General features: G+C 39.8%; 22 protein-coding genes. 6 read left to right on the forward strand and 16 right to left on the reverse strand.

Annotation, left to right across the window (positions count from 1 at the left end; genetic code table 11):
* Nucleotides 1–19: 19 nt before the first annotated feature.
* From cysN to MgSA37_RS17460, 7 genes are all read right to left on the reverse strand, one after another.
* Nucleotides 20–1,264, reverse strand: coding sequence for a sulfate adenylyltransferase subunit CysN (gene cysN / locus MgSA37_RS17430; RefSeq protein ID WP_096353707.1), 1,245 nt, complete (start codon nucleotides 1,262–1,264; stop codon nucleotides 20–22).
* A 96-nt stretch (nucleotides 1,265–1,360) separates the two neighbouring features.
* The gene (gene cysD / locus MgSA37_RS17435; protein WP_096353709.1) at nucleotides 1,361–2,269 is read right to left on the reverse strand and encodes a sulfate adenylyltransferase subunit CysD; all 909 of its coding nucleotides are present in this window, start codon (nucleotides 2,267–2,269) and stop codon (nucleotides 1,361–1,363) included.
* A 4-nt stretch (nucleotides 2,270–2,273) separates the two neighbouring features.
* On the reverse strand, nucleotides 2,274–2,876 hold the full coding sequence (cysC, locus tag MgSA37_RS17440) for an adenylyl-sulfate kinase (RefSeq protein WP_096353710.1): 603 nt from the start codon (nucleotides 2,874–2,876) through the stop codon (nucleotides 2,274–2,276).
* Between the two features lie 105 nt (nucleotides 2,877–2,981).
* Entirely contained in the window at nucleotides 2,982–3,788 is an 807-nt protein-coding gene (gene cysQ / locus MgSA37_RS17445; RefSeq protein WP_096353712.1) for a 3'(2'),5'-bisphosphate nucleotidase CysQ, read from the reverse strand.
* Between the two features lie 462 nt (nucleotides 3,789–4,250).
* Nucleotides 4,251–5,354, reverse strand: coding sequence for an acyltransferase family protein (locus tag MgSA37_RS17450; RefSeq protein WP_096353713.1), 1,104 nt, complete (start codon nucleotides 5,352–5,354; stop codon nucleotides 4,251–4,253).
* Between the two features lie 110 nt (nucleotides 5,355–5,464).
* Entirely contained in the window at nucleotides 5,465–5,776 is a 312-nt protein-coding gene (locus MgSA37_RS17455; RefSeq protein WP_096353715.1) for a DUF3467 domain-containing protein, read from the reverse strand.
* 116 nt (nucleotides 5,777–5,892) lie between these two features.
* Nucleotides 5,893–7,200 carry a nucleotide sugar dehydrogenase gene (locus MgSA37_RS17460; protein WP_096353716.1) on the reverse strand — a complete coding sequence of 436 codons (1,308 nt, stop codon included), beginning with the start codon at nucleotides 7,198–7,200 and terminating at the stop codon, nucleotides 5,893–5,895.
* Between the two features lie 753 nt (nucleotides 7,201–7,953).
* On the opposite strand from MgSA37_RS17460, the gene MgSA37_RS17465 reads away from it, so the two are divergent.
* Both MgSA37_RS17465 and MgSA37_RS17470 read left to right on the forward strand, forming a co-directional pair.
* Nucleotides 7,954–9,384 (forward strand): AAA family ATPase, encoded by a 1,431-nt coding sequence (locus MgSA37_RS17465; RefSeq protein WP_096353718.1) that lies wholly within the window; start codon nucleotides 7,954–7,956, stop codon nucleotides 9,382–9,384.
* A gap of 308 nt (nucleotides 9,385–9,692) precedes the next feature.
* Nucleotides 9,693–11,054, forward strand: coding sequence for a hypothetical protein (locus MgSA37_RS17470; protein WP_157750617.1), 1,362 nt, complete (start codon nucleotides 9,693–9,695; stop codon nucleotides 11,052–11,054).
* 114 nt (nucleotides 11,055–11,168) lie between these two features.
* Here MgSA37_RS17470 and MgSA37_RS17475 read toward each other — a convergent pair whose 3' ends face one another.
* From MgSA37_RS17475 to MgSA37_RS17490, 4 genes are all read right to left on the reverse strand, one after another.
* Nucleotides 11,169–11,909, reverse strand: a complete 741-nt coding sequence (locus MgSA37_RS17475) for an abortive infection system antitoxin AbiGi family protein (RefSeq protein ID WP_096353721.1) — start codon at nucleotides 11,907–11,909, stop codon at nucleotides 11,169–11,171.
* A 320-nt stretch (nucleotides 11,910–12,229) separates the two neighbouring features.
* A complete protein-coding gene (locus MgSA37_RS17480; RefSeq protein ID WP_096353722.1) occupies nucleotides 12,230–12,568 on the reverse strand; it encodes a hypothetical protein in 339 nt (112 codons plus the stop codon).
* Nucleotides 12,561–13,238 carry a hypothetical protein gene (locus tag MgSA37_RS17485; protein ID WP_096353724.1) on the reverse strand — a complete coding sequence of 226 codons (678 nt, stop codon included), beginning with the start codon at nucleotides 13,236–13,238 and terminating at the stop codon, nucleotides 12,561–12,563. The genes MgSA37_RS17480 and MgSA37_RS17485 overlap by 8 nt, the downstream gene beginning before the upstream one ends.
* A gap of 283 nt (nucleotides 13,239–13,521) precedes the next feature.
* Nucleotides 13,522–14,124, reverse strand: a complete 603-nt coding sequence (locus MgSA37_RS17490) for a DUF4145 domain-containing protein (RefSeq protein WP_096353726.1) — start codon at nucleotides 14,122–14,124, stop codon at nucleotides 13,522–13,524.
* A gap of 452 nt (nucleotides 14,125–14,576) precedes the next feature.
* Between MgSA37_RS17490 and MgSA37_RS17500 the strand changes: the two genes are divergently transcribed.
* On the forward strand, nucleotides 14,577–15,122 hold the full coding sequence (locus tag MgSA37_RS17500; protein ID WP_096353730.1) for an REP-associated tyrosine transposase: 546 nt from the start codon (nucleotides 14,577–14,579) through the stop codon (nucleotides 15,120–15,122).
* Between the two features lie 24 nt (nucleotides 15,123–15,146).
* Here the strand turns inward: MgSA37_RS17500 and MgSA37_RS17505 are convergent, their stop codons facing one another.
* From MgSA37_RS17505 to MgSA37_RS17525, 5 genes are read right to left on the reverse strand one after another with little or no spacing between them, the layout of a single operon-like run.
* Nucleotides 15,147–15,671, reverse strand: a complete 525-nt coding sequence (locus tag MgSA37_RS17505; protein WP_096353732.1) for a hypothetical protein — start codon at nucleotides 15,669–15,671, stop codon at nucleotides 15,147–15,149.
* The gene (locus MgSA37_RS17510) at nucleotides 15,664–16,446 is read right to left on the reverse strand and encodes a TIR domain-containing protein (RefSeq protein ID WP_096353734.1); all 783 of its coding nucleotides are present in this window, start codon (nucleotides 16,444–16,446) and stop codon (nucleotides 15,664–15,666) included. The genes MgSA37_RS17505 and MgSA37_RS17510 overlap by 8 nt, the downstream gene beginning before the upstream one ends.
* Before the next feature lie 5 nt (nucleotides 16,447–16,451).
* Nucleotides 16,452–17,009, reverse strand: a complete 558-nt coding sequence (locus tag MgSA37_RS17515; RefSeq protein WP_096353736.1) for a toll/interleukin-1 receptor domain-containing protein — start codon at nucleotides 17,007–17,009, stop codon at nucleotides 16,452–16,454.
* Between the two features lie 2 nt (nucleotides 17,010–17,011).
* Nucleotides 17,012–17,626: an Nmad2 family putative nucleotide modification protein gene (locus MgSA37_RS17520; protein WP_096353738.1), complete on the reverse strand. Its 615-nt coding sequence runs from the start codon at nucleotides 17,624–17,626 to the stop codon at nucleotides 17,012–17,014.
* A complete protein-coding gene (locus MgSA37_RS17525) occupies nucleotides 17,626–18,117 on the reverse strand; it encodes a TIR domain-containing protein (RefSeq protein WP_096353740.1) in 492 nt (163 codons plus the stop codon). Before MgSA37_RS17525 ends, MgSA37_RS17520 begins: the two co-directional genes overlap by 1 nt.
* 425 nt (nucleotides 18,118–18,542) lie before the next feature.
* Here MgSA37_RS17525 and MgSA37_RS17530 point away from each other — a divergent pair, with 425 nt between their 5' ends.
* From MgSA37_RS17530 to arr, 3 genes are all read left to right on the forward strand, one after another.
* Nucleotides 18,543–19,508, forward strand: a complete 966-nt coding sequence (locus MgSA37_RS17530) for a toll/interleukin-1 receptor domain-containing protein (protein ID WP_096353742.1) — start codon at nucleotides 18,543–18,545, stop codon at nucleotides 19,506–19,508.
* A 203-nt stretch (nucleotides 19,509–19,711) separates the two neighbouring features.
* Nucleotides 19,712–19,918 (forward strand): hypothetical protein, encoded by a 207-nt coding sequence (locus tag MgSA37_RS17535; RefSeq protein ID WP_096353744.1) that lies wholly within the window; start codon nucleotides 19,712–19,714, stop codon nucleotides 19,916–19,918.
* A 210-nt stretch (nucleotides 19,919–20,128) separates the two neighbouring features.
* Nucleotides 20,129–20,563 carry an NAD(+)--rifampin ADP-ribosyltransferase gene (arr, locus tag MgSA37_RS17540; RefSeq protein ID WP_096357565.1) on the forward strand — a complete coding sequence of 145 codons (435 nt, stop codon included), beginning with the start codon at nucleotides 20,129–20,131 and terminating at the stop codon, nucleotides 20,561–20,563.
* Nucleotides 20,564–20,715: the final 152 nt, after the last annotated feature.

Consider the following 20,715-nt stretch of genomic DNA (forward strand, 5'->3'; position numbering starts at 1 on the left):
TTTATCAAATTTAGGTTTATCAACTGTGAATGGTTCCGGCTGCAACGGTTTCATTTGTGGCCTCGTCAATAAGTATTAATGAGCCAGTAATACGGTTTCTTCGGTATTCGTCAAAAATCAATGGTCTTGTGGTACGCATCTTAACCCGGGCCATATCATTCATCCTGATATCATTGTCCTGATCCAGCCTTTGCATCGTATTGATATCAATTTTGTAAATCACCTCTTTTATTATCGCCATCACCTCCCGGCTGGTGCTTTTTAAATAGTATTTCGCCCCTGGCCTCGGTCCTTTAGCCGACATCCAGCACATTAACACATCCAGATCCTGACTAACTTGCGGCTGATTGTTGTTTTTTACGATCATATCGCCCCGGCTAACATCGATATCGTCTTCCAAACAAATCGAAACAGACATCGGCGGAAAAGCTTCTTCAACGGGCCCGTCAAAAGTGTTTATCAGTTTTATTTTTGAGGTTAGCCCTGACGGAAGTATCGTAACATTGTCACCTACACGGAAAATCCCCCCCGCAATACGGCCCGCATAGCCCCTGTAATCGTGATATTCATCCGCATGTGGCCGAATAACAGTTTGTACGGGGAACCTGGCATCTAAATGGTTTTCGTCGCTGCCGATATGAAGGGTTTCTAAAGTGTCAAGCAGACTTGCCCCTTTATACCATTTCATATTTTCAGAGTGATTAACAACATTGTCGCCATCTAAAGCACTGATTGGAATATACCTTATATCTTTAATATCAAGTTTACTTGCAAACTCATGATATTGCTCAACAACTTTGTTAAACACTTGTTCAGAATAATCAACAAGGTCCATTTTATTGACACAAACAATAATGTGGGGGAGTTTTAGTAACGAGGCTATAAATGAATGCCTGCAGGTTTGTTCAATCACTCCATGCCTGGCATCAATCAGCACCAATGCAAGGTTAGCTGTTGATGCTCCTGTTACCATATTCCTTGTATATTGAATATGACCCGGAGTATCGGCAATTATAAATTTACGTTTGGGTGTTGCAAAATATCTATAGGCAACATCAATAGTTATGCCCTGCTCTCTTTCGGAACGTAAGCCATCAGTAAGCAGCGACAAGTCAACATGTTGAAGTCCCTTTCTTTCACTCGATTGTTTTACAGCTTCTATCTGATCTTCAAAAATTGATTTTGAATCATATAACAATCTTCCGATAAGTGTACTTTTCCCATCATCAACACTGCCGGCAGTGGTAAAACGCAGTAATTCCATAATTTAGTGTGGCGAATATATTGATAATTATTTAAAATTCGAGTTATTTATTGATTGGCAGAGTTACTGGGTAAATAGCATTTTTAAAATATTTTCTTAAAAATATCCTTGTTTTTTTCTATCTTCCATCGAAGTATCCGAGCGTTTGTCATCACTCCTCATGCCCCTCTCAGTACTTCTGGAGGCTGAAACTTCCATTACTATTTTTTCAAGCGTATCGGCGTCTGATTCAATGCCTCCAGTGATGGTAATGTCTCCCAGAGTGCGGAACCTCATATATTTTAGTTCGATTTTTTCGCCTTCCCTTAAAACCAAAAATTCCGAATTTGGCAGCCAGGTGCCATCCCTGTAAATTGCTTCACGGTGATGGGCAAAATACAATGAGGGTATATCGAGATTTTCGTGCAAAATATAATTCCAAACGTCCATTTCCGTCCAGTTACTTATAGGGAAAACTCTAAAGTGTTCGCCCATTCTTTTGCGGCCATTAAAAATGTTCCATAACTCAGGCCGTTGATTTTTCGGGTCCCATTGGCCAAATTCGTCTCTATGTGAAAAAAAACGCTCTTTAGCCCTTGCTTTTTCTTCGTCCCTTCGCGCGCCACCCATTGCTGCGTCAATTTTATTTTCTTCAATAGTATCGAGCAACGAAACAATTTGCAATTCATTCCGGGTGGCGTTGATGCCTCTTTCTTCAACAGCCCGGCCTTTGTCTATCGATTCCTGAACTGATCCTACAATGAGCTGTATGCCAAGTTCAGCTACCAGCTTGTCTCTGAATTCAATAGTTTCTGAAAAATTATGGCCTGTGTCGATATGCACAAGAGGCATTGGTATTTTGGCGGGCCAGAAGGCTTTCCGGGCCAGGTGGGTTACTACAATTGAGTCTTTCCCACCAGAAAATAATATGGCGGGCCTATCAAATTGCGCCGCAACCTCCCTGATCACATATATCGCTTCTGATTCTAGTTCCTGAAGATGATTGAGGTAATATTTATTATGCATATATTTAATTAGCTGATTTAATTCTGGGCAACACACCCTCTAAAACCAAATTCACACATTGTTCCAAAGTTTGATTTGTTGTATCAATATACAATTCAGGCGAAACGGGATGCTCGAAAGGAGAACTGATACCTGTAAAATTACTTATTTCTCCGGCCCTTGCTTTTTTATATAAACCTTTAACATCGCGCTGCTCACATATTTCAATTGGCGTATCAACAAAAACTTCAATAAACATATCGCCTAATAGTTCGCGTAACGATTGGCGCTGTCGCTCCAACGGTGTAATAAACGTTGCAAGCAAAACCAAACCGGTATCGCACATAAGCTTGGCAACTTCTCCAATTCTCCTTAAATTTTCCGACCTGTCTTCGTCCGTAAAAGTAAGCCCCTTATTTAAACCTTTTCGAATATTGTCTCCGTCAAGCGTATAGGTTCTTATCCCTTTACTATAAAGTTCTTGTTCAACCACATTCGCTATAGTGCTCTTTCCGGAGCCTGAAAGCCCTGTAAACCAAACACAGGCTGCTTTATGTCCGTTAGCCAGTTCACGGTCATGGCGGGTTATGCTGTAAAGCTGTTCAACTATGTGCAGTTTCTCTTTCATTAAAATGTTTCAATTCCTATTTTTCAAACAGCTTATAAATCAACAACACATTAATACAATTACTAAAATGGTGCTTATAAATATTGTTTACAGGTATATCTGATATTAATTAGTATGGCCTGCAACTACAAACCATGGATTGAGCATATTTTCTTTATTATATTTCAATTCATGGCCTGTTTCATAGTTATAAACTTTGCAGTCGGAATAAGTCGCCACTGCATGGCCAGCTGCTGTATCCCACTCCATTGTTGGTGCCAGTCGGGGATATATATGAGCTTTTCGTTCGGCAACCAAACATAATTTCAATGAACTCCCCGCACTTATTAACTCAACATTACCCAGCTCCTCCTCTTTTTTGCGTAAAAATTCTTCTGTTTCCCTGGTCGAGTGAGACCTGCTGGCCACTATGGTGTATATTTCGGGGTATTGTGCGCCAGTTAGTGGCTCAGCCTGTTCAACGAGACTAACAAGCTCACCTTCGTTAAAATCTTTACCAATCTGCATTTTAAAGCTGCCGGTTTGTTCTGAAGCGAAATATAAAACGCCGGTAACCGGCACATAAACCACACCCAAAACAGGGGTATCCAGCGCAATCAATGCGATGTTTACAGTAAATTCACCGTTCTTTTTTATGAATTCCTTCGTACCATCAAGGGGATCTATCAGCCAAAATAACTCCCAGCCCGAGCGGTCCTGGTAAGGGATAGATTTACCTTCTTCACTTAAAACCTGTAAACCAGATTCCTTTAATCCTTCCACTATCGCCAAATGCGCATTCTTATCAGCTTTCGTTAAAGGGCTGTTGTCCGACTTAAATTCAACATCGGGCGCCTCTTCATTATAAACTTTTAATATCTCTTCGCCGGCATTAATTGCCGACAAGATTGCTAAGCGTAAATTTAGATCCATAGGTATATGGTAGATATACTTTTTTAACAATTATTATAATAAAAGGCTAAATTATAAAAAAAAATGAAAAAAATATAAGAATTTTAATTTTTTTTAACGAATTAATACTAATAAGCACCATTTATTACAATTGAGATTATGCATTATTAATTATTAATAATCAGCCCGACCTACTTTACAAACAATTACCAGCGGTTGACTGTAATTTTCACCAACAGCAAAACTACAGCCTTTTGATAGTTTCGCCTATTTATAATTTTTCAATAAGCGAAAGATCGCATACCTAAAATTAAAGAATAATTATTCACTTAACGATCCCGGAATAGGAGTTCCATTAATTGAAACTACCCAAGCCAGCCTCATATAACCTAAGAATTGATCATTTTCATTATCGCCGGCCAAATTAAATGTAAACTATCCTTTCATCACTTTCTTAAAGGTTTTCAAAACATATATATTTTCTCAATAACCTTTTTCAAAAACAGGTTGATTTTTTTTAGATCGGCTGGGGAAATATTTTTCCCTTATGCTGATAATCGGGTATTCAATAGACTTACTTATAATTATACCCACAATAAACGCTGAAGAAAAATAAAATAAGTAATAAAAAATTCCACCATTTTTAAATGCATGTATGGCAATATTATCAAAAAGGCGATGAAATAGATAAATGGAATAAGAATATGTGCCTATATAAGCTAAAGGGGAAATCACTTTCAAAAAAGCTCCTTTATCAATATGAATAATTACTACCATTAAATATCCATAGCAAATCGGATTGAATGCTAAATTGAATACTGATACAATATGATAATGCTCGCGGTCAAAAATAAAATTAGTAGAAAGTAATATTACTGATAAGATAACAAAGAAGATCTTGTATTTGTGATTCAAAATGTATGTTATAAACTCTTCTTTAAAATTAACCAGATAAGCTATCAGTACGCCAAAGAAAAGTGCATCAAATCTGAAATGACTTTTGGTATAATCCCTGGGAAAATCATAATCCGAATATGTAAAGTAATTATATAACCTAAAACCGATGCCAATTACCAAAAGAAATATATAGATGAGCACAAATGACTTCAGTTGTACTTTTTTGTATTTGAGCAACAGCAAAAAAACTAATGCCAGAGCGAAATAAAAATGTTCTTCAACACTTATGGACCACAAATGGCTATTATTCAAACTAAAATAATTCGCCACAAAGACACTCTCATGAAAAAGGCCTGCTAAGGTTGGTTTGTGAGTAACACTTTTGGAATAAATCCCTAAAAAGAAGGAAAAGAGTATGAAAATATAATAGGTTGGATAAATTTTGAATCCCCGGCGGATTAAAAATCTTGAGGCGTTAAAAGACCCGTAAAGCTTATGTTCTTTTATAATCAATCCCGAAACCAAATATCCGCTCAGAACAAAAAATAAATCCACGCCAGACCAACCGCCAACGCGGATTACCTTGAAGACATTATCCAGGATACTGTCTCCTTTAACGTAGATGTGATTTACCATCACTAAAAAAACCCCTACAAATCTTAAAAAATCCAGTTGTACATTTCTCTTCATATGCCGAATTACTAATTCCGTAAAAACATGATCGGATATTCAAATATTAACTTTTGCCTGCTATTTGAATAAACAACCGCGATGTAAAACCAAGATATTTTTATTGCCGGCTATGCCTGCCCCATAGTGCCGCCAAAATTCATTGGGAAACCGGATGGGTCCTGCTGGATTTTAATACGACCATGGGCTGTTTCAAATTTCTCTAAATTATCTTCCAGCGCTGTTAGTAGCCGTTTTGCGTGCTCCGGAGTTAAAATTACCCTTGATTTTACTTTAGCTTTTGGCACGCCAGGCATAACCCTTATAAAATCAAGCACAAATTCCGAACTTGAATGCGTAATAATTGCCAGGTTTGAATAAATTCCCTCTGCTATTTCCTCAGAAAGTTCAATATTCAACTGATTCTCATTTTGTTCTTCCATCCCGCTAAAATAACAAAGCCTTCCTATTTACACGAAAGCTTTGTAAAATAATTGATCTGCATCCGCTAAAAATTATGGCTATATGCAAACGCCAACCGTAAATCTACCAAATTCTATTACAGCCGGCCATCAACAATTGCTCTGTTCAACACAGCCTTGGTATCAAAAACCACGGTTTTTGAAGTAGAAATGCTGCTAAATTTAATTTCGTTAAACCCAGCATGTGACACAGCTAATATTATCGCGTCATATGATATATTATTTATATATATATCTTCAATATTGCCTATTAAATCTATAGCATATTGTTCCTTTACTTCAGCTTTACCTGCAAACGGATCATATACATCAACAGCCAGGCCAAACTGTTCCAATTCTTTATAAATATCAATAACCTGCGAATTGCGGATATCCGGGCAATTTTCCTTAAAGGTAATCCCCAAAATCAACGCCCGCGAACCGGCGATACTATGCCCCTTTTTGATCATCAGCTTAATCACCTTATTTGCTACAAAAACGCCCATATTATCATTCACCCGCCGGCCCGACAAAATAACCTGCGGCTGGTAGCCCAGCGACTCCGCCTTGTGCGCTAGGTAATAAGGGTCAACCCCGATACAATGCCCCCCTACCAGGCCGGGTTTATACTTTAAAAAGTTCCATTTGGTTGCAGCGGCGGCCAGCACATCATTGGTATCAATGCCAATCAGGTCGAAGATCAGTGCCAGCTCATTCACAAATGAAATATTGACGTCGCGCTGCGCATTTTCAATTGCTTTCGACGCTTCGGCAACTTTAATACTGGGCGCCTTATAGGTACCGGCTTCAATGATGGTGCGATACAGCTCGTCCACAAAGGCGGCCACGTCCGGTGTCGATCCCGACGTCACCTTCATTATTTTGGTGAGCGTATTTACCTTATCCCCGGGATTAATCCTCTCCGGGGAATATCCGCAGAAAAAATCCACATTAAATTTCAACCCGGAATATTTTTCCAGCACCGGCACGCAATCCTCTTCGGTGCAGCCCGGGTAAACCGTCGACTCATAAATAACAATGTCATTTTTTTTCAGCACCCCTCCTATCAGCTCCGAGGCATATAACAGGGGCTTCAAATTCGGCGACTTAAAATGATCCACCGGCGTAGGTACGGTGATGATAAAAATGGTACAATCAACAAGGTCTTTGGCCGACGAAGTAAAATGCAGCCCATTTTCGCCGGGCATATTCAAAACGGCATTCAACTCCTCAATATTCGCTTCGTTGGTATAATCCCGGCCATCAAGTAAATCGCGGATCCTTCCCTCTTTGATATCAAAGCCCGTTACCCTATATTTTTTGGCGAATTCAATCGCCAGCGGCAGGCCCACATAGCCTAAACCCACTACGGCAATTTTTGCGTCCTTTAAATCAAATTGGCCCATTAATACCTGTTTTGGTGGAAATTATACATCACCGCCAAATATAAAGTTAATTGTTCATTCTGTTAATACAGGCCAGGCGTTCCGTTTTTCCGCGCGGAACACCCGGAACGCTATGAAACACACTCATTATCAGTTTGTTTCAACATTTTAACAAACCATCAAATTTAGCTAAGCAACTGATAATCAGCAGACACAAGATTAGTTTTTCCCGCAACGACCGTACAATAAACTGACTATCAATAATTTCATAATCCAGGGCAATACTGACGTCCTGAAATGTGTTTATACTTTTTAATGATTACTCCCGATTTTATGTCGTTTACTTAAGAAAGGAGGCAAATCTTAAACGCCGTTTTTCGCCTCACCCCAACCCTCTCCAAAGGAGAGGGAGAAAAAAAACACCAAAATTAACCGCATTGCATTTCAAAGTCCTCTCCTTTGGAGAGGATTTAGGTGAGGCGAAGATGCCAGCTCATTTGAGTTCCCACTACTGACAAAACAGTGTCAGCACTTTAACCGCTGCCATTGCTTATATTTGTGATAATCGTTCCCAGCTCCTATTGGCGCTCCAACAGTTTACTCACCCCGCCTGGCTTCGCCGGCACCCCTCTCTCCGCCACAGGCGGAAAGAGGGGAACTACGGTTCCTCTACAGCCTTCTTCCCCCTCTATACGAAGTAGAGAGGGGGTGGCCGAACGTAGTGAAGGTCGGGGGTGAGTTTACCCGCCATGCCCGCCATAAATACCAACAACCATGTTAACCACCCCTCCCACCGCCCCCTTCATCCCAACTTCCGAGCGCCCGCCCTTCATCGAACAGCTGCGCGCCGAAGTCCGCGGACTGCCGTACCGGCCTGCCAAACGGAAAAAACGCGCCGACCCCCTGCCGCCCGCACACGACGACATCCACAGCCAGTTTACCGTTGAAAGCGGCAGCCGCTGGATGGAACTGTACCGGCGCGAACCCAAAGCCAACATGCTGCTGGGCGAACTCTGGCACCAAAACGAACTCTGCATTATGTTTGCCGATACCAATACCGGCAAATCGGTGCTGGCCGTGCAGATTGCCGACAGCATTGCGCGTGGCCAAAGCATTGGCCCCTTCACCTGCAAGGCCCCACCCGCCCGGGTGCTCTACCTCGATTTCGAGCTGGACAACAGGCAGTTTGGCCTGCGCTACAGCCATGGCGACGAGGATCACCCCTTCTCCCCCAATTTTTTTCGCGCCCAGTATAATTTCCTCCCCGACCCGCCGCCCCACACCAGCGAAAACGACCTGCTCATCGCCGCCATCGAATATAAGATCCAGCGCGTTAAGGCCACCGTGCTCATCATCGATAACATTACCTGCCTGCGCGGCGGCACCGAAAATGCGGCCGTGGCCCTCTCGCTCATGAAAAGCCTCAAAGCGCTAAAAACCGACCACAACCTGTCCATCCTGGTACTGGCGCATACCCCCAAACGGCGCAACCCCACCCAGCCCATCAGCGCCGACGACCTGCACGGCAGCAAACTCCTCATCAACTTTGCCGACAGCGCCTTCGCCATCGGCAAAAGCACCGCCGAAACCGGCCTGTGCTACCTCAAACAAATCAAACAACGCAACACCAGCCAGCGCTACGGCCCCGCAAACGTATGCCTGTGCCGCATCCAAAAGCCCGGCGCCTTTTTGCACTTTAAGTTTGAAGGCTACAGCGCCGAACACCCACACCTGCTCAGCCGAACCGCCGCCAGCCGCCAGCAATTTGCCCATACAATAGCCGACCTCTCCGCCGCCGGCCTCAGCCAGCGCGACATCAGCAGGCAGTTGGGGATAGGGTTGTCTACCGTAAACCGGCTTTTACGCTTTGCAGATCCCCCAATGACCAATGACCAAAAAGGGGAATTTGAAAATTTGAAGATGTGTAAATTTGAAAATGAAGGAGGATTTGCGGATAAGGCGGAGGAAGAAAAACGGGCAGATTACTCAATGACTAATGACCTAATGACTAATGACCAACCAAACCCAATGACTAATGACGCAATGACCAATGACCAAAAAGGAGAATTTGAAAATTTGAAGATGCGTGAATTTGAAGATGAGGGAGGATGTCCAGAGGTTGCAGATGAAGAAAAATGGGCAGATTATCCAATGACCAATGACGCAATGACTAATGACCAAATATACCCGGAAAAGCCCGGTTGAACAGGAGTGCAAACCGGATTTTTGACTTAAGACTTTTGACTTAATAAGGGCGTGCCCCGGTTGGTAGAAACCGGGTCGGGTGCTCTGCTCTTACTGCACAGGCCTAAGCCACATGGCCGGTATCCGCGACGCCCCCTCACGCGGACTTACGGGTGTGATTTGGAAACTTCGCACAGCAGTTGAATTTGTTAGAAACTCGAACAGCAAATTGAGATGTTCGTTAGGTATATTTGTTTATGCCACGGATTTATTTCGATACAAACGTTTTCAGTAACCTTCGGAACAACAAGAAAGAAAACTTCCAGCAATTGAATCAGTTGCTGGAAGTTTATAAGGACAGACTAAGCTTCTTCTTTTCTTATGCACATATCCGCGATAAACGTAAAGACCTTACAGATATAAAGTTTGAGGATTTTAATTTCATGGAAACCCTCGTGCATGATAATTATCTGGCCTATCATCCGCTCGAAAAATACACCTCTTTTTATTTAGCAACGCCATTGATGGTCTACGATGACAATCCTGAAGATGACCTGAAATATCTGCTTCATTTTTTTGAATTACAGGAAGAAGATGACGATGCAATAAGGACAATGAAAGTGTTGATTAAAAGTTTGTATTCTGCTATTCCGTTACCGATTCATACCCCTGATATTAAATCCCTCCCTCAGAATCAACAACAATTGATGATTGATTTATTAGGGGAAGACAAGCCGGAAAGAACCTTTTTCGACCTCATGGCAAATATGTCCACTTTTACCATGCGTTTATTTAAAGAGAGCAATCTGTATAAAGAACTCAGGAACATGATTTATGAAGGTATTAACAAAGGAACGATGACGCTTAATCCTGACCTTGACTTTAATCAAGCATTAAAAAACACTCAAGTAAAAAAAACATTTCTTGAATTTGTACATGATAACTTAAGCAGGATAGGAAAAACCGAAGTTCCTTTCTACGATTTCTATTTGTCAGCATATAACATGCTTGATGTATTTGGTATCAATAAAGACAAGGTGACTAATAAAAATACACCCGATAATATTATGACTGATGGGATACATACCTACTTTGGTCAATATTGTGATTATTTGGTGACTGATGACGCGACAATTACGATAAAAGCTAACGCGATGTATAAGCTTTTCGACTTTAGTACGCAGGTACTTTCAGTCGATGAATTCATTAAAACTCTTCCTGATATGCTGATAGATTGGCCGGAAGACAATGATTGGTTTATAAGAAAATTGGTTTATGATCTCCAAAATAGCGAAAGGTTGGACCCTATTGAAAAAGATGGTGTTACGATAAAACGTTTGGCAAAAAATCATTTATATTTTGATTTTTTTGATACCGTGCTTGAGGTCAATTCTCATAATGCATCTCAAATAGTGATTTGCAAAAGCGATTCTAACCAACTATCCGAACCAAACTTTTTTGAAGTCTCGCAGCTAATAGGACGCGCGCTTATAATATTTGGTGATGATATCGATAGGAAACAAAGTTTTGATCATCATAGTCATAAAAAAGGCCAACAACATCTAGCGGAACGACGGTGGCAGTTTGACAACCTCAAGATCGAATTGACTCAATTTGAGTTGATTAATAAATATGCACTGGTAATAACGCTTGAAAAAACTATTGACGACGATGATAAAATGGAATTATAACCCTGCTGTCCGAAGTGTTCCACTTCGGATGAACTATGCCCGGAGTCTCTGACTCCATTATCTGGTCCCGCTCCGACACGAGCGCCAGGTTAGAGTTCTCACTTAGCGATTCATTTAATAGTCACTTAAAATCTGCTCTGTTGATGATATCTTACTAAACAGGATATCCAATTCCTGAGCAGTGCATCTATTGGAATATTCCGACCTCAATTTGTTAATAATTTGCGGAATTTCTTGGGTTTTGTCAACAATAATGTATGATATATCATTGGGCATAAACGTAAATCTCATATCCTTAATTTTGTCATTGTAGTCATCTTTTTCCTTTTCGTAAGCACTCAAACTAACCGAGAATTTGGCCCCGTCCAACTGTTCAGCCTCGGGAACCAAACGCCATTCACGTTCGTCGTAAAACCGATAATTTTTCTCATTCATTTCTTTCCGTTTCAACGGCCCAGAGTAATTTTTGGTGAAGCATTTTATTCTTAGAATCTCGTCTTTTTGTACATCCGTTAAATTTGAATCCTTTTTTCGTCTCTCTGTTATCAAATTCTTTATTGTCTTACTGATCGACGATTTCGATTCGATATAAAGCACCGGGTTGACACCCATATTGTTTGCCCAAGTTTTAGACAATCCTATACCGTACTTGCCATATGCACTAAAATGTTTGTATGATTGAGATAAGGGTACGTCACAAAATGAAATCATCGGATGAGCAGCATGCGAATGGGATTCTCCATGAAGTGCTAATTTTTCGGCGCAATATTTAATGCCCAAACCTTCAACTAATATCGCCTCCAATTTTGCAATAGTATCTGTATAGTGAATGATGGAATTTGTACTTATTGGCATGGGTTGATTGTTTGAGGTAATTGATGATATTAATTATTCATTTCCCTGTTTGCCATTATTCGATTTATTTAAATAAATGATCTAAAGTTGAATTTAATAAGGCCTAGCTTAAGCGTGTAAATTGCACGTAAGGCTTAGGTTAATTTTATCTAAAGATATAATAATTCAAAAGACATTTCAAAACTAATAACTATTCCATGCCCCCGCTTTCCGAAGTGTTCCACTTCGGATTAGCTATGCCCGGAGTCTCTGACTCCGTTACCTGTCAACGGGCCACAAACCGGGAAAATCGCGGTAACTAGCGAAGGGTAAGAAACCATTTAATTACCAATTTGGGACATAATATCGTCTGCTTCCTCAAAAAAGCTTCTAATTTCCTGATCGACCGTATCGTCATAACTTGAAAGAATTGACCTGAAATAGTTGACAACGTTTTGCTCATCAATTTCGATATTATCAATTAAAAAGAAGATTTCTTGTACTTCCTTTCCATCAGGCCTACGCTCGTGATCTAAAAAGATATTTTTATAAATCAATTTTGCAATTGTAAACAATTCCGGAGACGAGTTCGAATTAAACCTCTCCGGATATTTTGCTAATAACTTTTGAGTTACTGCAACAGCATTTTTGTTATGCATTCTTTTTAGCAGGTCAAACATAATATTTTCTAATTAATTTTATTGTTAAAAATATCGTGCAACATACTAGCAGGCCTTCTATTAGGTAAAATACCCCGCTAACTTTATTTTTTGATGTATAGGTAATATAAATTAAAAATAGAGTATCAGAAACAATAAGTAAAATCCAAATTATAACACTTTTTACCAATTCTTTTTTTATTTCCCTATCGGACATAAATCTATATTTCGAACTAAAAAAGATGCTGAAAAATCCGACAGTGTTTGAAGTGGTCTCGCCAACGTTCAAGGTGTCGGAAAAGGAATCTACTCCTGCGTCCCGCAGCTCTGCCACACGTTCTACAGATTCAATATTTCGGCCGGAAATAATTTCACTTTTAAAGCGGTAATATGCATTCTTGTATATTTTTTCAATGTCAGCGTGGGAGTTTAATATTTCGAAAAGATCTTGCCTAATTATATCTTGTGAACTATTTTTTGAAAGCGTGTCTTCAAGTTTTGACATTGCGACGTCGTCGTCAGTATTCAACTCAATATAGGCTTCCATCAATTTACTTATAAATTGCTCATAATGCGTCAACAACTTTTTTTCGAACTGTTTATCAGCACTGTCCAAGAATAAGTCTGTTGCTATAATTTTAAGAACGGGGACTCCATCTTTGAATAACAAATTATTTTTAAACTCAAGCATCTATCTATTGAAATTTCGGTGGCATAAAATGCTCCACGCTAAGATTTAGATTACCACCACAATGAACATATTATTCCTTGATAATCTAAGGTTATCGGTTATATTGGTTAATTAAAATCAAATATAAATTTGATATTTGAGAATATCAAGCATATTTCACAATATATCTTACTATTTTTCAATTGGTTAGGCCTCCTTGGCCCCCTTGTTGTTCGATTCTCTGAACGGACAGCAGAGTGAGCCATTGTGCTACATTGACAACACCAACGGAAAGTCTTAATATTTACGCTTTAGCAACACTTGAAGCATCCAATCCTTTGGACACTTTAGAAGGTAGAACAAATAGCAGTTCTGCAAGAGTTTTGGTAAACTCTATTGCCTGTTTAGCATCATCTATGGTTGGCAAAGCCGCATCTTCATCCGAATGGCGTTCATCATTAGCACCTATTCTAACCTGATGCGCCCACTTTGCCATATCAGGTGTTATAATACTGTCTTTAACTGCTGTTTCAATTCGTTTATATAAGCTACCTTCTTTATAACCTTTTTCTTTGAGCATTGCATCAACAGCACTTGCACAAAGAATTGTTGCTCCTGAAGGTGCAAATGTACTGTCTATAGCTTGTTTGAGGTACTCCCGAACTCGTAAAGGCAGAATGTCGTTAACTGTCTGCGAATTTGGATAAATTTCACAAATACCATAGCCGGGCATGCCACCAGCTAAAACTGGGCCTCCGCACCTTTGACAAACATACACTCTCCAATCACGACGGTTAGTTTTGGTGTCGTCAATTGTCCCAAACTGTGCAGAAACTGCCATTAAATGCGGTTTGTCAATGGAACAATGAGGACAACGCTGCAATTGTAAAGTATCATGTAAAGCCATACTCAAATTTAAGTATTAATAATGACTTTATCGTGCTCCCACTGCCCGCTGTCCGGAGTCTCCTTGGTGGGGCAATTTTAATCATATACGTTCGGTTACTTCTACCGTATGTCCGTTTGGACATTCGTATTTTGATACCACCACTTTGCCCTTTTGTACTTGCGGCCCCACGCTCCCGCAAGCAATTTTTCGCTGCCGCAAGCCCCCCTGCTCCCGCAAGCATTTTTTCGCTGCCGCAAGCCTCCCGGCTTGTGGCCCACATGCTAAGTAACCGCCATACAGGCTAACCATGCGCTATTTTTCCAATATCAAAGCATCGTGCATAGTTTGTTACCTATCAGCGGGCCACAAGCCGGGAGGCTTGCGGCAGCTATTGGCAGTAATGGGAAACGATAAAAAATGTAGTGGAAATCATCTATTGATTGCATTAAAACAAAATACTACCTTTAAGCATGAGCCGTAATTACAAGTTCGCCGATCCCGAAGGTTTATATTTTGTAAGTTTTGCCACCGTTCACTGGATAGACGTGTTTGTACGCCGCATGTATTTTGATTGCCTGGTTGAAAACCTTAACCATTGTGTAGAAGAAAAAGGCATGGAGATTTTTGCGTGGTGCATTATGCCTAGCCATGTGCATTTGGTTTTCAGGTCACTGAAAGAAAAACCGGAAGATTTGATCGGTGCGTTTAAATCGGTTACATCGAGGAAATTGATCAAACTGATTGAAGAAAATCCGCAGGAGAGCCGCCGCGAATGGCTGCTGAACGCTTTCAGAAAGGCCGGTGAAGCCAATTCCAATAACTCCAAAAATCAATTCTGGCAACAGCATAACCATCCCATTGAATTGTGGAGTCTGCCGGTGATTCAGCAAAAGATTGACTATACACATGAAAATCCGGTTGTTGCCGGATTTGTAGAGAATGACCACGAATACCTGTATAGCAGTGCAAGGGATTATTGCGGAATTAAGGGATTGGTGAAGGTGATAGTGGATTAGCGGCTCGTTTAACCGGCAAAGTGGTTACTTAGCATGCGGGCCACAAGCCGGGAGGCTTGCGGCAGCGGGGGGGCAATCATGTAATAATTCAGTTTTAATTTTTTTTATGGCCTTGTCAACATGTTTTTTCTTTTCAAAGTCTAATTTTTTACCAAAAAACTTTGTGGCATCAGTAAATTGAAGTGTACTCAAATTACATCCGATGGAATACGCTTTATCAAAAAGAGAAATAGGGAAAATTCGATTGTTATCGTCTATTTTGCCAGCAATTTCTTCAGTGTATTTTTTGAAGTTCTCGTCAAGAAAATATTCCTCATCAATTAGCAATACGATGGCATTCTTTTCTGCATTTTTTACATCTATGCTTAAAGGTTTATTGTCTTCAAAAATGACGCTTCTAAAATATACAGGGATACCAATTCCTCGAGATAGCGGATTTTTATAATCTCTACAAAACGTAGAATAAAGGTCTTCAGCAATTTCTCCACAAACTGGAGAGTTTGGATGCCAAACGACATAAATATTTAGTGGATATTTGATTCTATTCATTGGTATTTTCAGTCATTTGTTTTCTTGAGTTATCTAAATTGTCTATATGAGTAGTTCGTCTTTCAAAAGCGAGCTCGATATACTCCTGCATCTTGATTCTATTGTCAGTCCAGTCTCTTATAATTGCGTAACCTGATTTTAAATTATCCGATAAGCGTGCCGGCAATAAATCATAATGGTAATAACCGGTTCCGTAATCAGGGTGAGTAGGTAACATTAATCCTAAAAGTCCCGAATATTTATCACCCACTTTGTAGTTAAGAGCTCCCGAAATTTCCCAATCAACGTGTTTTCTATGTTTAGTATTGGGCCCGATTAACACGATTAATACCGTGGTATCATGTAAATATCCTTGATGTATTAATTGCTTAATATATTCGTCAGAGTTATCGGAATCAATATCACCATCTTCAACTGATTTATGTACAATCAAGTCATCAAATAAGTTATTGAACTTCTCCTTGTATTCCTGGTCGTCGTAATGGTAATAGCTTTTAAAGGTCTTTCTTTTAGCAAGATTTTTTGGTATTGTAAACCAACTAAATATGCTTCCATCGTAAGAAAAATCTCCAATTTTATTCCATCGGCCATTTTCTTTCTTTTTAATCGCACAAAAAGTTTTTCCTTCAAACACTTTATTCACCATCCATTGCCTATTCTGTTCGGTTGCATCTGCACCTAACGAATCCCCTAGATCGTCATAATAAATGACATTATCAATCATTCCATCTTCGGTTAACGTTAACTTACTAACGCAATAGTCAGCCCATTTCATAATAGTTAGCCTCCGGTTATTATACTGTCCATAATAGAATATAAAGGATTTGCATAGCTATTATATTCTTCAATTCGATTTGATTTTAAAAGCACTTCCTTCCCCAACCCAGAAATATCGCTCGTGACATTATTTAAATCATAGATATCTCTAATTATTTTTGCGGTTTTTACATACTCAGGCAATCCTCCTTTTTGAATACCTTTTAGGCACAATACATATAAATCTGTTTTATCAAAACCATATCCTATTTCAAACGGAACCCATGTCGAATGTAAGGTGTTTGGAGACACTAAAACCAGCATATGTGAACTATTATTTATCCCCTTTCTAATCGCGTCCGTTACTGCTCTAGCATTGTTTGACTGATAATGAATTTTTAGATCATTGTCATATGCATCAAAATACACATCAATTCCTGCAGCCATTAAATAATCCGCAATCTTATTTGCCGGTTCCTTATCTTTTTGTTGGTGAGAAATAAACACACATTTAACCCCAAGTGATATAGCTTGGCTTCTCGAGTCGTATTTGGTAGGATAATAATACCTATTTAATGCCATTTTTAAAATAATTGTAACTGCTCATGTTCTTTCCAATTAAGTGGTTTTCCGTTTAACCCCGGTTGATAATCGCCAAAAATAATCTCGGTAAATTCTTCGGCCAATTCTTCATTTCTTATAGTAATGTAGTCCCGGTGCCGAGCAGTCGGACATATTTCAGTATATTTTTCTGGAACTTTCAGATATTGGTCTCCTAAGTAAATAAACTGATTAGAAACCAAGACATATTCACCGCTTAAATCTTGCTTAAGGTTTTTATCGTTGAGATTTCCTTCAGGAAGACTATGATGAGAATCTAATTGAAGCCACTCATTTTCGCTAAAATGATAAATATTATCCCCATATATTTGCTTCATACTACCGTTTAATCTTGGTTTTTTGTAATCAAACCTTTTATCATCCCAATATTCTTGAAAAGTAATTTTTTCAGTCACTTTCATAAGAAAGATTAAATGGCCAAGCAGATTATTTTCTATTGCACCAGTGCCAATAATCCAATCTCCCTCTTTTGCTTTTTTTCTAACATGAGGTTTACAGCACGCCAGTGTGCAATATGCACCAAACGGATTAGGAGCGAAACCATAATCCCTCGTAATTTTATATCCATAAAAGCTCATTATTGACAGACAACCCTCTTGACGTTAGTTACTGGCGGGCGCGACTCTCCGCTTGACGCGCACCACCCCACATCTTCGCCTTCCAAGCCCGCAATTATTTTTTCAGAATTCCATCCAACCAAACCATCACCATATTTTTCAAGATTTTCTGGGATATTGGCATCTTTACCTCCATGCATAAAAACACCAAGAATTCTTTTTCCCAGTTGTGCGGCTTTCTCTATTTCCCAATTAACCCACTCTCTCGAATACGTTTGTGAGCCAATAAGAACTACCACAGTTCCTGCCCAACGCATTTTAATATTCAATAACCGTTCCAGGGTCTTTCTTGGAACCTGTTCCTTTTCTAGCCGCTCTTTATTCTTTTCATTTACTCTTATTGAGCTATTTCTAATATTGTAGTTTTTACCAGCAAGAAGATTAGTGAAATCAGAGACCGATTTATCGTCTTTATGATGATGACTAATGAAAATATTTTTTGTTGTATTCATAATAAACATGTGCGGTTTAAGACAGCCGAAGTATTTCGCTGATTATTAATGAAATAAATTCAAATATAACTGAAAGGTATAACAAAACAAATAACTTTTGGGCTTAGATGAGAGTTATTAAAATTAAATGATATTGTGTTTAAACGTCCCCTAAGATTCCGCCTTCTGACGCGACAATGCAGCGCAAGGGCCAAAAGCGCTGTGTACTCTTGCTCGGTTGTCAGGTAACGAACTTTCCCGGCATGGGACTAGTTGGCTACAATATACCACGGAAGACACAGGGTCCCTTACGAGAATTTGCTGAGACGAAAAACGACCATTAGCAAATATTTTTATGACAATTTATTTTATTAACACTAATTTAGTTTTTATAATGGACTTTTATTGCAAGCGTTATTGGGTATTCTTCAATACATTACAGATTTATGAATAATAATATTTTTATTTCACACGCTTCAGAAGACAAAGATGAAGTTGCACGTCCATTGGCTGCTTTACTCCAAGCTGATGGATTTAACGTTTGGTACGACGAGTTCCAATTAAAAGCCGGAGACAGCCTTATTCAGTCTATCGATAAAGGATTAAATACATGTGATTTTGCAATTACAATTTTGAGTCAATCTTTTTTTTCAAAGAAATGGACTCAGAGAGAATTGGTTGGCCTTGCTACAAGAGAATTATATAATGATAGTAAAATCATCTTGCCTATTTGGCATAATCTTACGCTAAAGGATGTTTTAAGTTATTCGGCGCCTTTAGCTGATAAATTTGCCCTTAATTCGTCTATAGGTTTAGAGGCCTTGGCTAAAGCTATAAAAAGTGCAATAGCCCCGAAGAATATCTCTGTAGCATCAAGCGATTTGGATAAACCCATCATTTATATTAATGGTCACAATCGTTATACCATAAAGGACTCCATTGGGCATCTTGCCACAGCAAAGAAAACGAATTGGTTTTACACAACGCAAGCCGATACCAGAGTGTTGCGTGATGGGGGTATGTCAGGAACTGGTAAAATACACAATGTGCGATCGAACCTTGGACGAGTCGAATATGTCAAAGAGGGTGGAACAAATGCTGCTTATACCTATCTTGAGGAACCTTTAATACCTTTTAAGATTTACGAACATTCGATTGAATTTGATACAGTTGATTGTTATACGGAAACACGAGAAGCAGTTGGAACAAATCTGCACAGCAAGTTTGAGAATATCGGAAATCATGTGTTCTTTCCTAATGATAGGAGACCCAAGGATGTTTGGGGTTATATTGTTTTTAATGCGATAAAGACTAGCATTGAACCGTTTGTGTCTAAAGATAGACTTTATATAAATTTGATGTTTAATAATCCTCCAGAAGGGTCGAGATTAATACTAGAATGGGATTGGTAGAAAAATTAAAACTTAAAATCATCCCCTCCTCTCGCGCTAGTATGCAGCGCAAAGGCCAAAAGCGTGGCGTACTAGTGCGCCGCTGACAGGTAACGAACGGTGCTCTGCCCACAGATGCCCGTAAATTCTATCTGCGGAACATTTATGGCTTAATTAACATTTCTTCTTTTAAATTATTTTTTTTGTTAAATACAAAATTAAAGATGACAACAATAACCGCTAACATACCCGACAAACTGAAAGATAAAGTCAGGAAGTTTATTGAAGACCTTGGTGGCGAGGTTGTTTCAGAATCCAAATCGTCGACGAAAAAAGCGGTATTAAAAGAATTGGAAGAAGCTTTCGCTGAAGCAAAAGAAATAAAAGACGGAAAAAAACAAGGGTTTACTTTAGCGCAAATTCTGGATTAAGGCTCCCTTTACTCGTTAACGCAAACCACAAGCTTATTTGTAAGGCCACACGGCCGACTGATGGGGTAATATCCACTATATTTGAAACCACAGGATTAACCGACCTTATAATGAATAACGCCTTGTTCACGCATATATTTCGCCTGTAAAAATATTGCCGGGAATTCGCAATTGCAATCAAAATACCTGTTATTTTTGATCAAAACGGCTATGGAAAACAACGAAACGAATACACCGGTGCACCGCCCTTTTTGTCAGACCTATTTTCACGGTACAAGGGCAGACCTGAAGATAGGCGACCTGATCGAGACCGGTAAGCACTCCAACTACGGGCAAAGAAGCAAGGCAGCATACATTTACCTTACGGCAACGTTAGATGCAGCTGTATGGGGCGCCGAACTGGCTTTGGGCGAAGTGCGGCAGCGCATCTACCTGGTAGAACCTATGGGCCCCATTGAGAACGACCCCAACCTGACCGACAAAAAATTCCCGGGTAACCCCACAATGTCTTATCGTTCCAAACACCCGTTCAAAGTGGTGGGCGAGATCACGGTTTGGCAGGGCCATTCACCGGAACAGGTCAGCGCTATGAAAGGCGGATTGTTAAAATTAAAGGGAGAAGGGGTTGAAGCGATTGAGGATTGAGAAGGATGTAAAATCACTCCCGCTTCTCGCGCTAGTATGCAGCGCAAAGGCCAAAAGCGTGGGGTACTAGTGCGCCGCTGACAGGTAGCGAACTTGGTAGCTTCCCCCCTGCTTCCGCAAGCATTCATTACCCTTGTAAAGAAACCATTTTG

Origin of the sequence: Mucilaginibacter gotjawali, assembly GCF_002355435.1 — a bacterium.
Taxonomy (GTDB): domain Bacteria; phylum Bacteroidota; class Bacteroidia; order Sphingobacteriales; family Sphingobacteriaceae; genus Mucilaginibacter; species Mucilaginibacter gotjawali.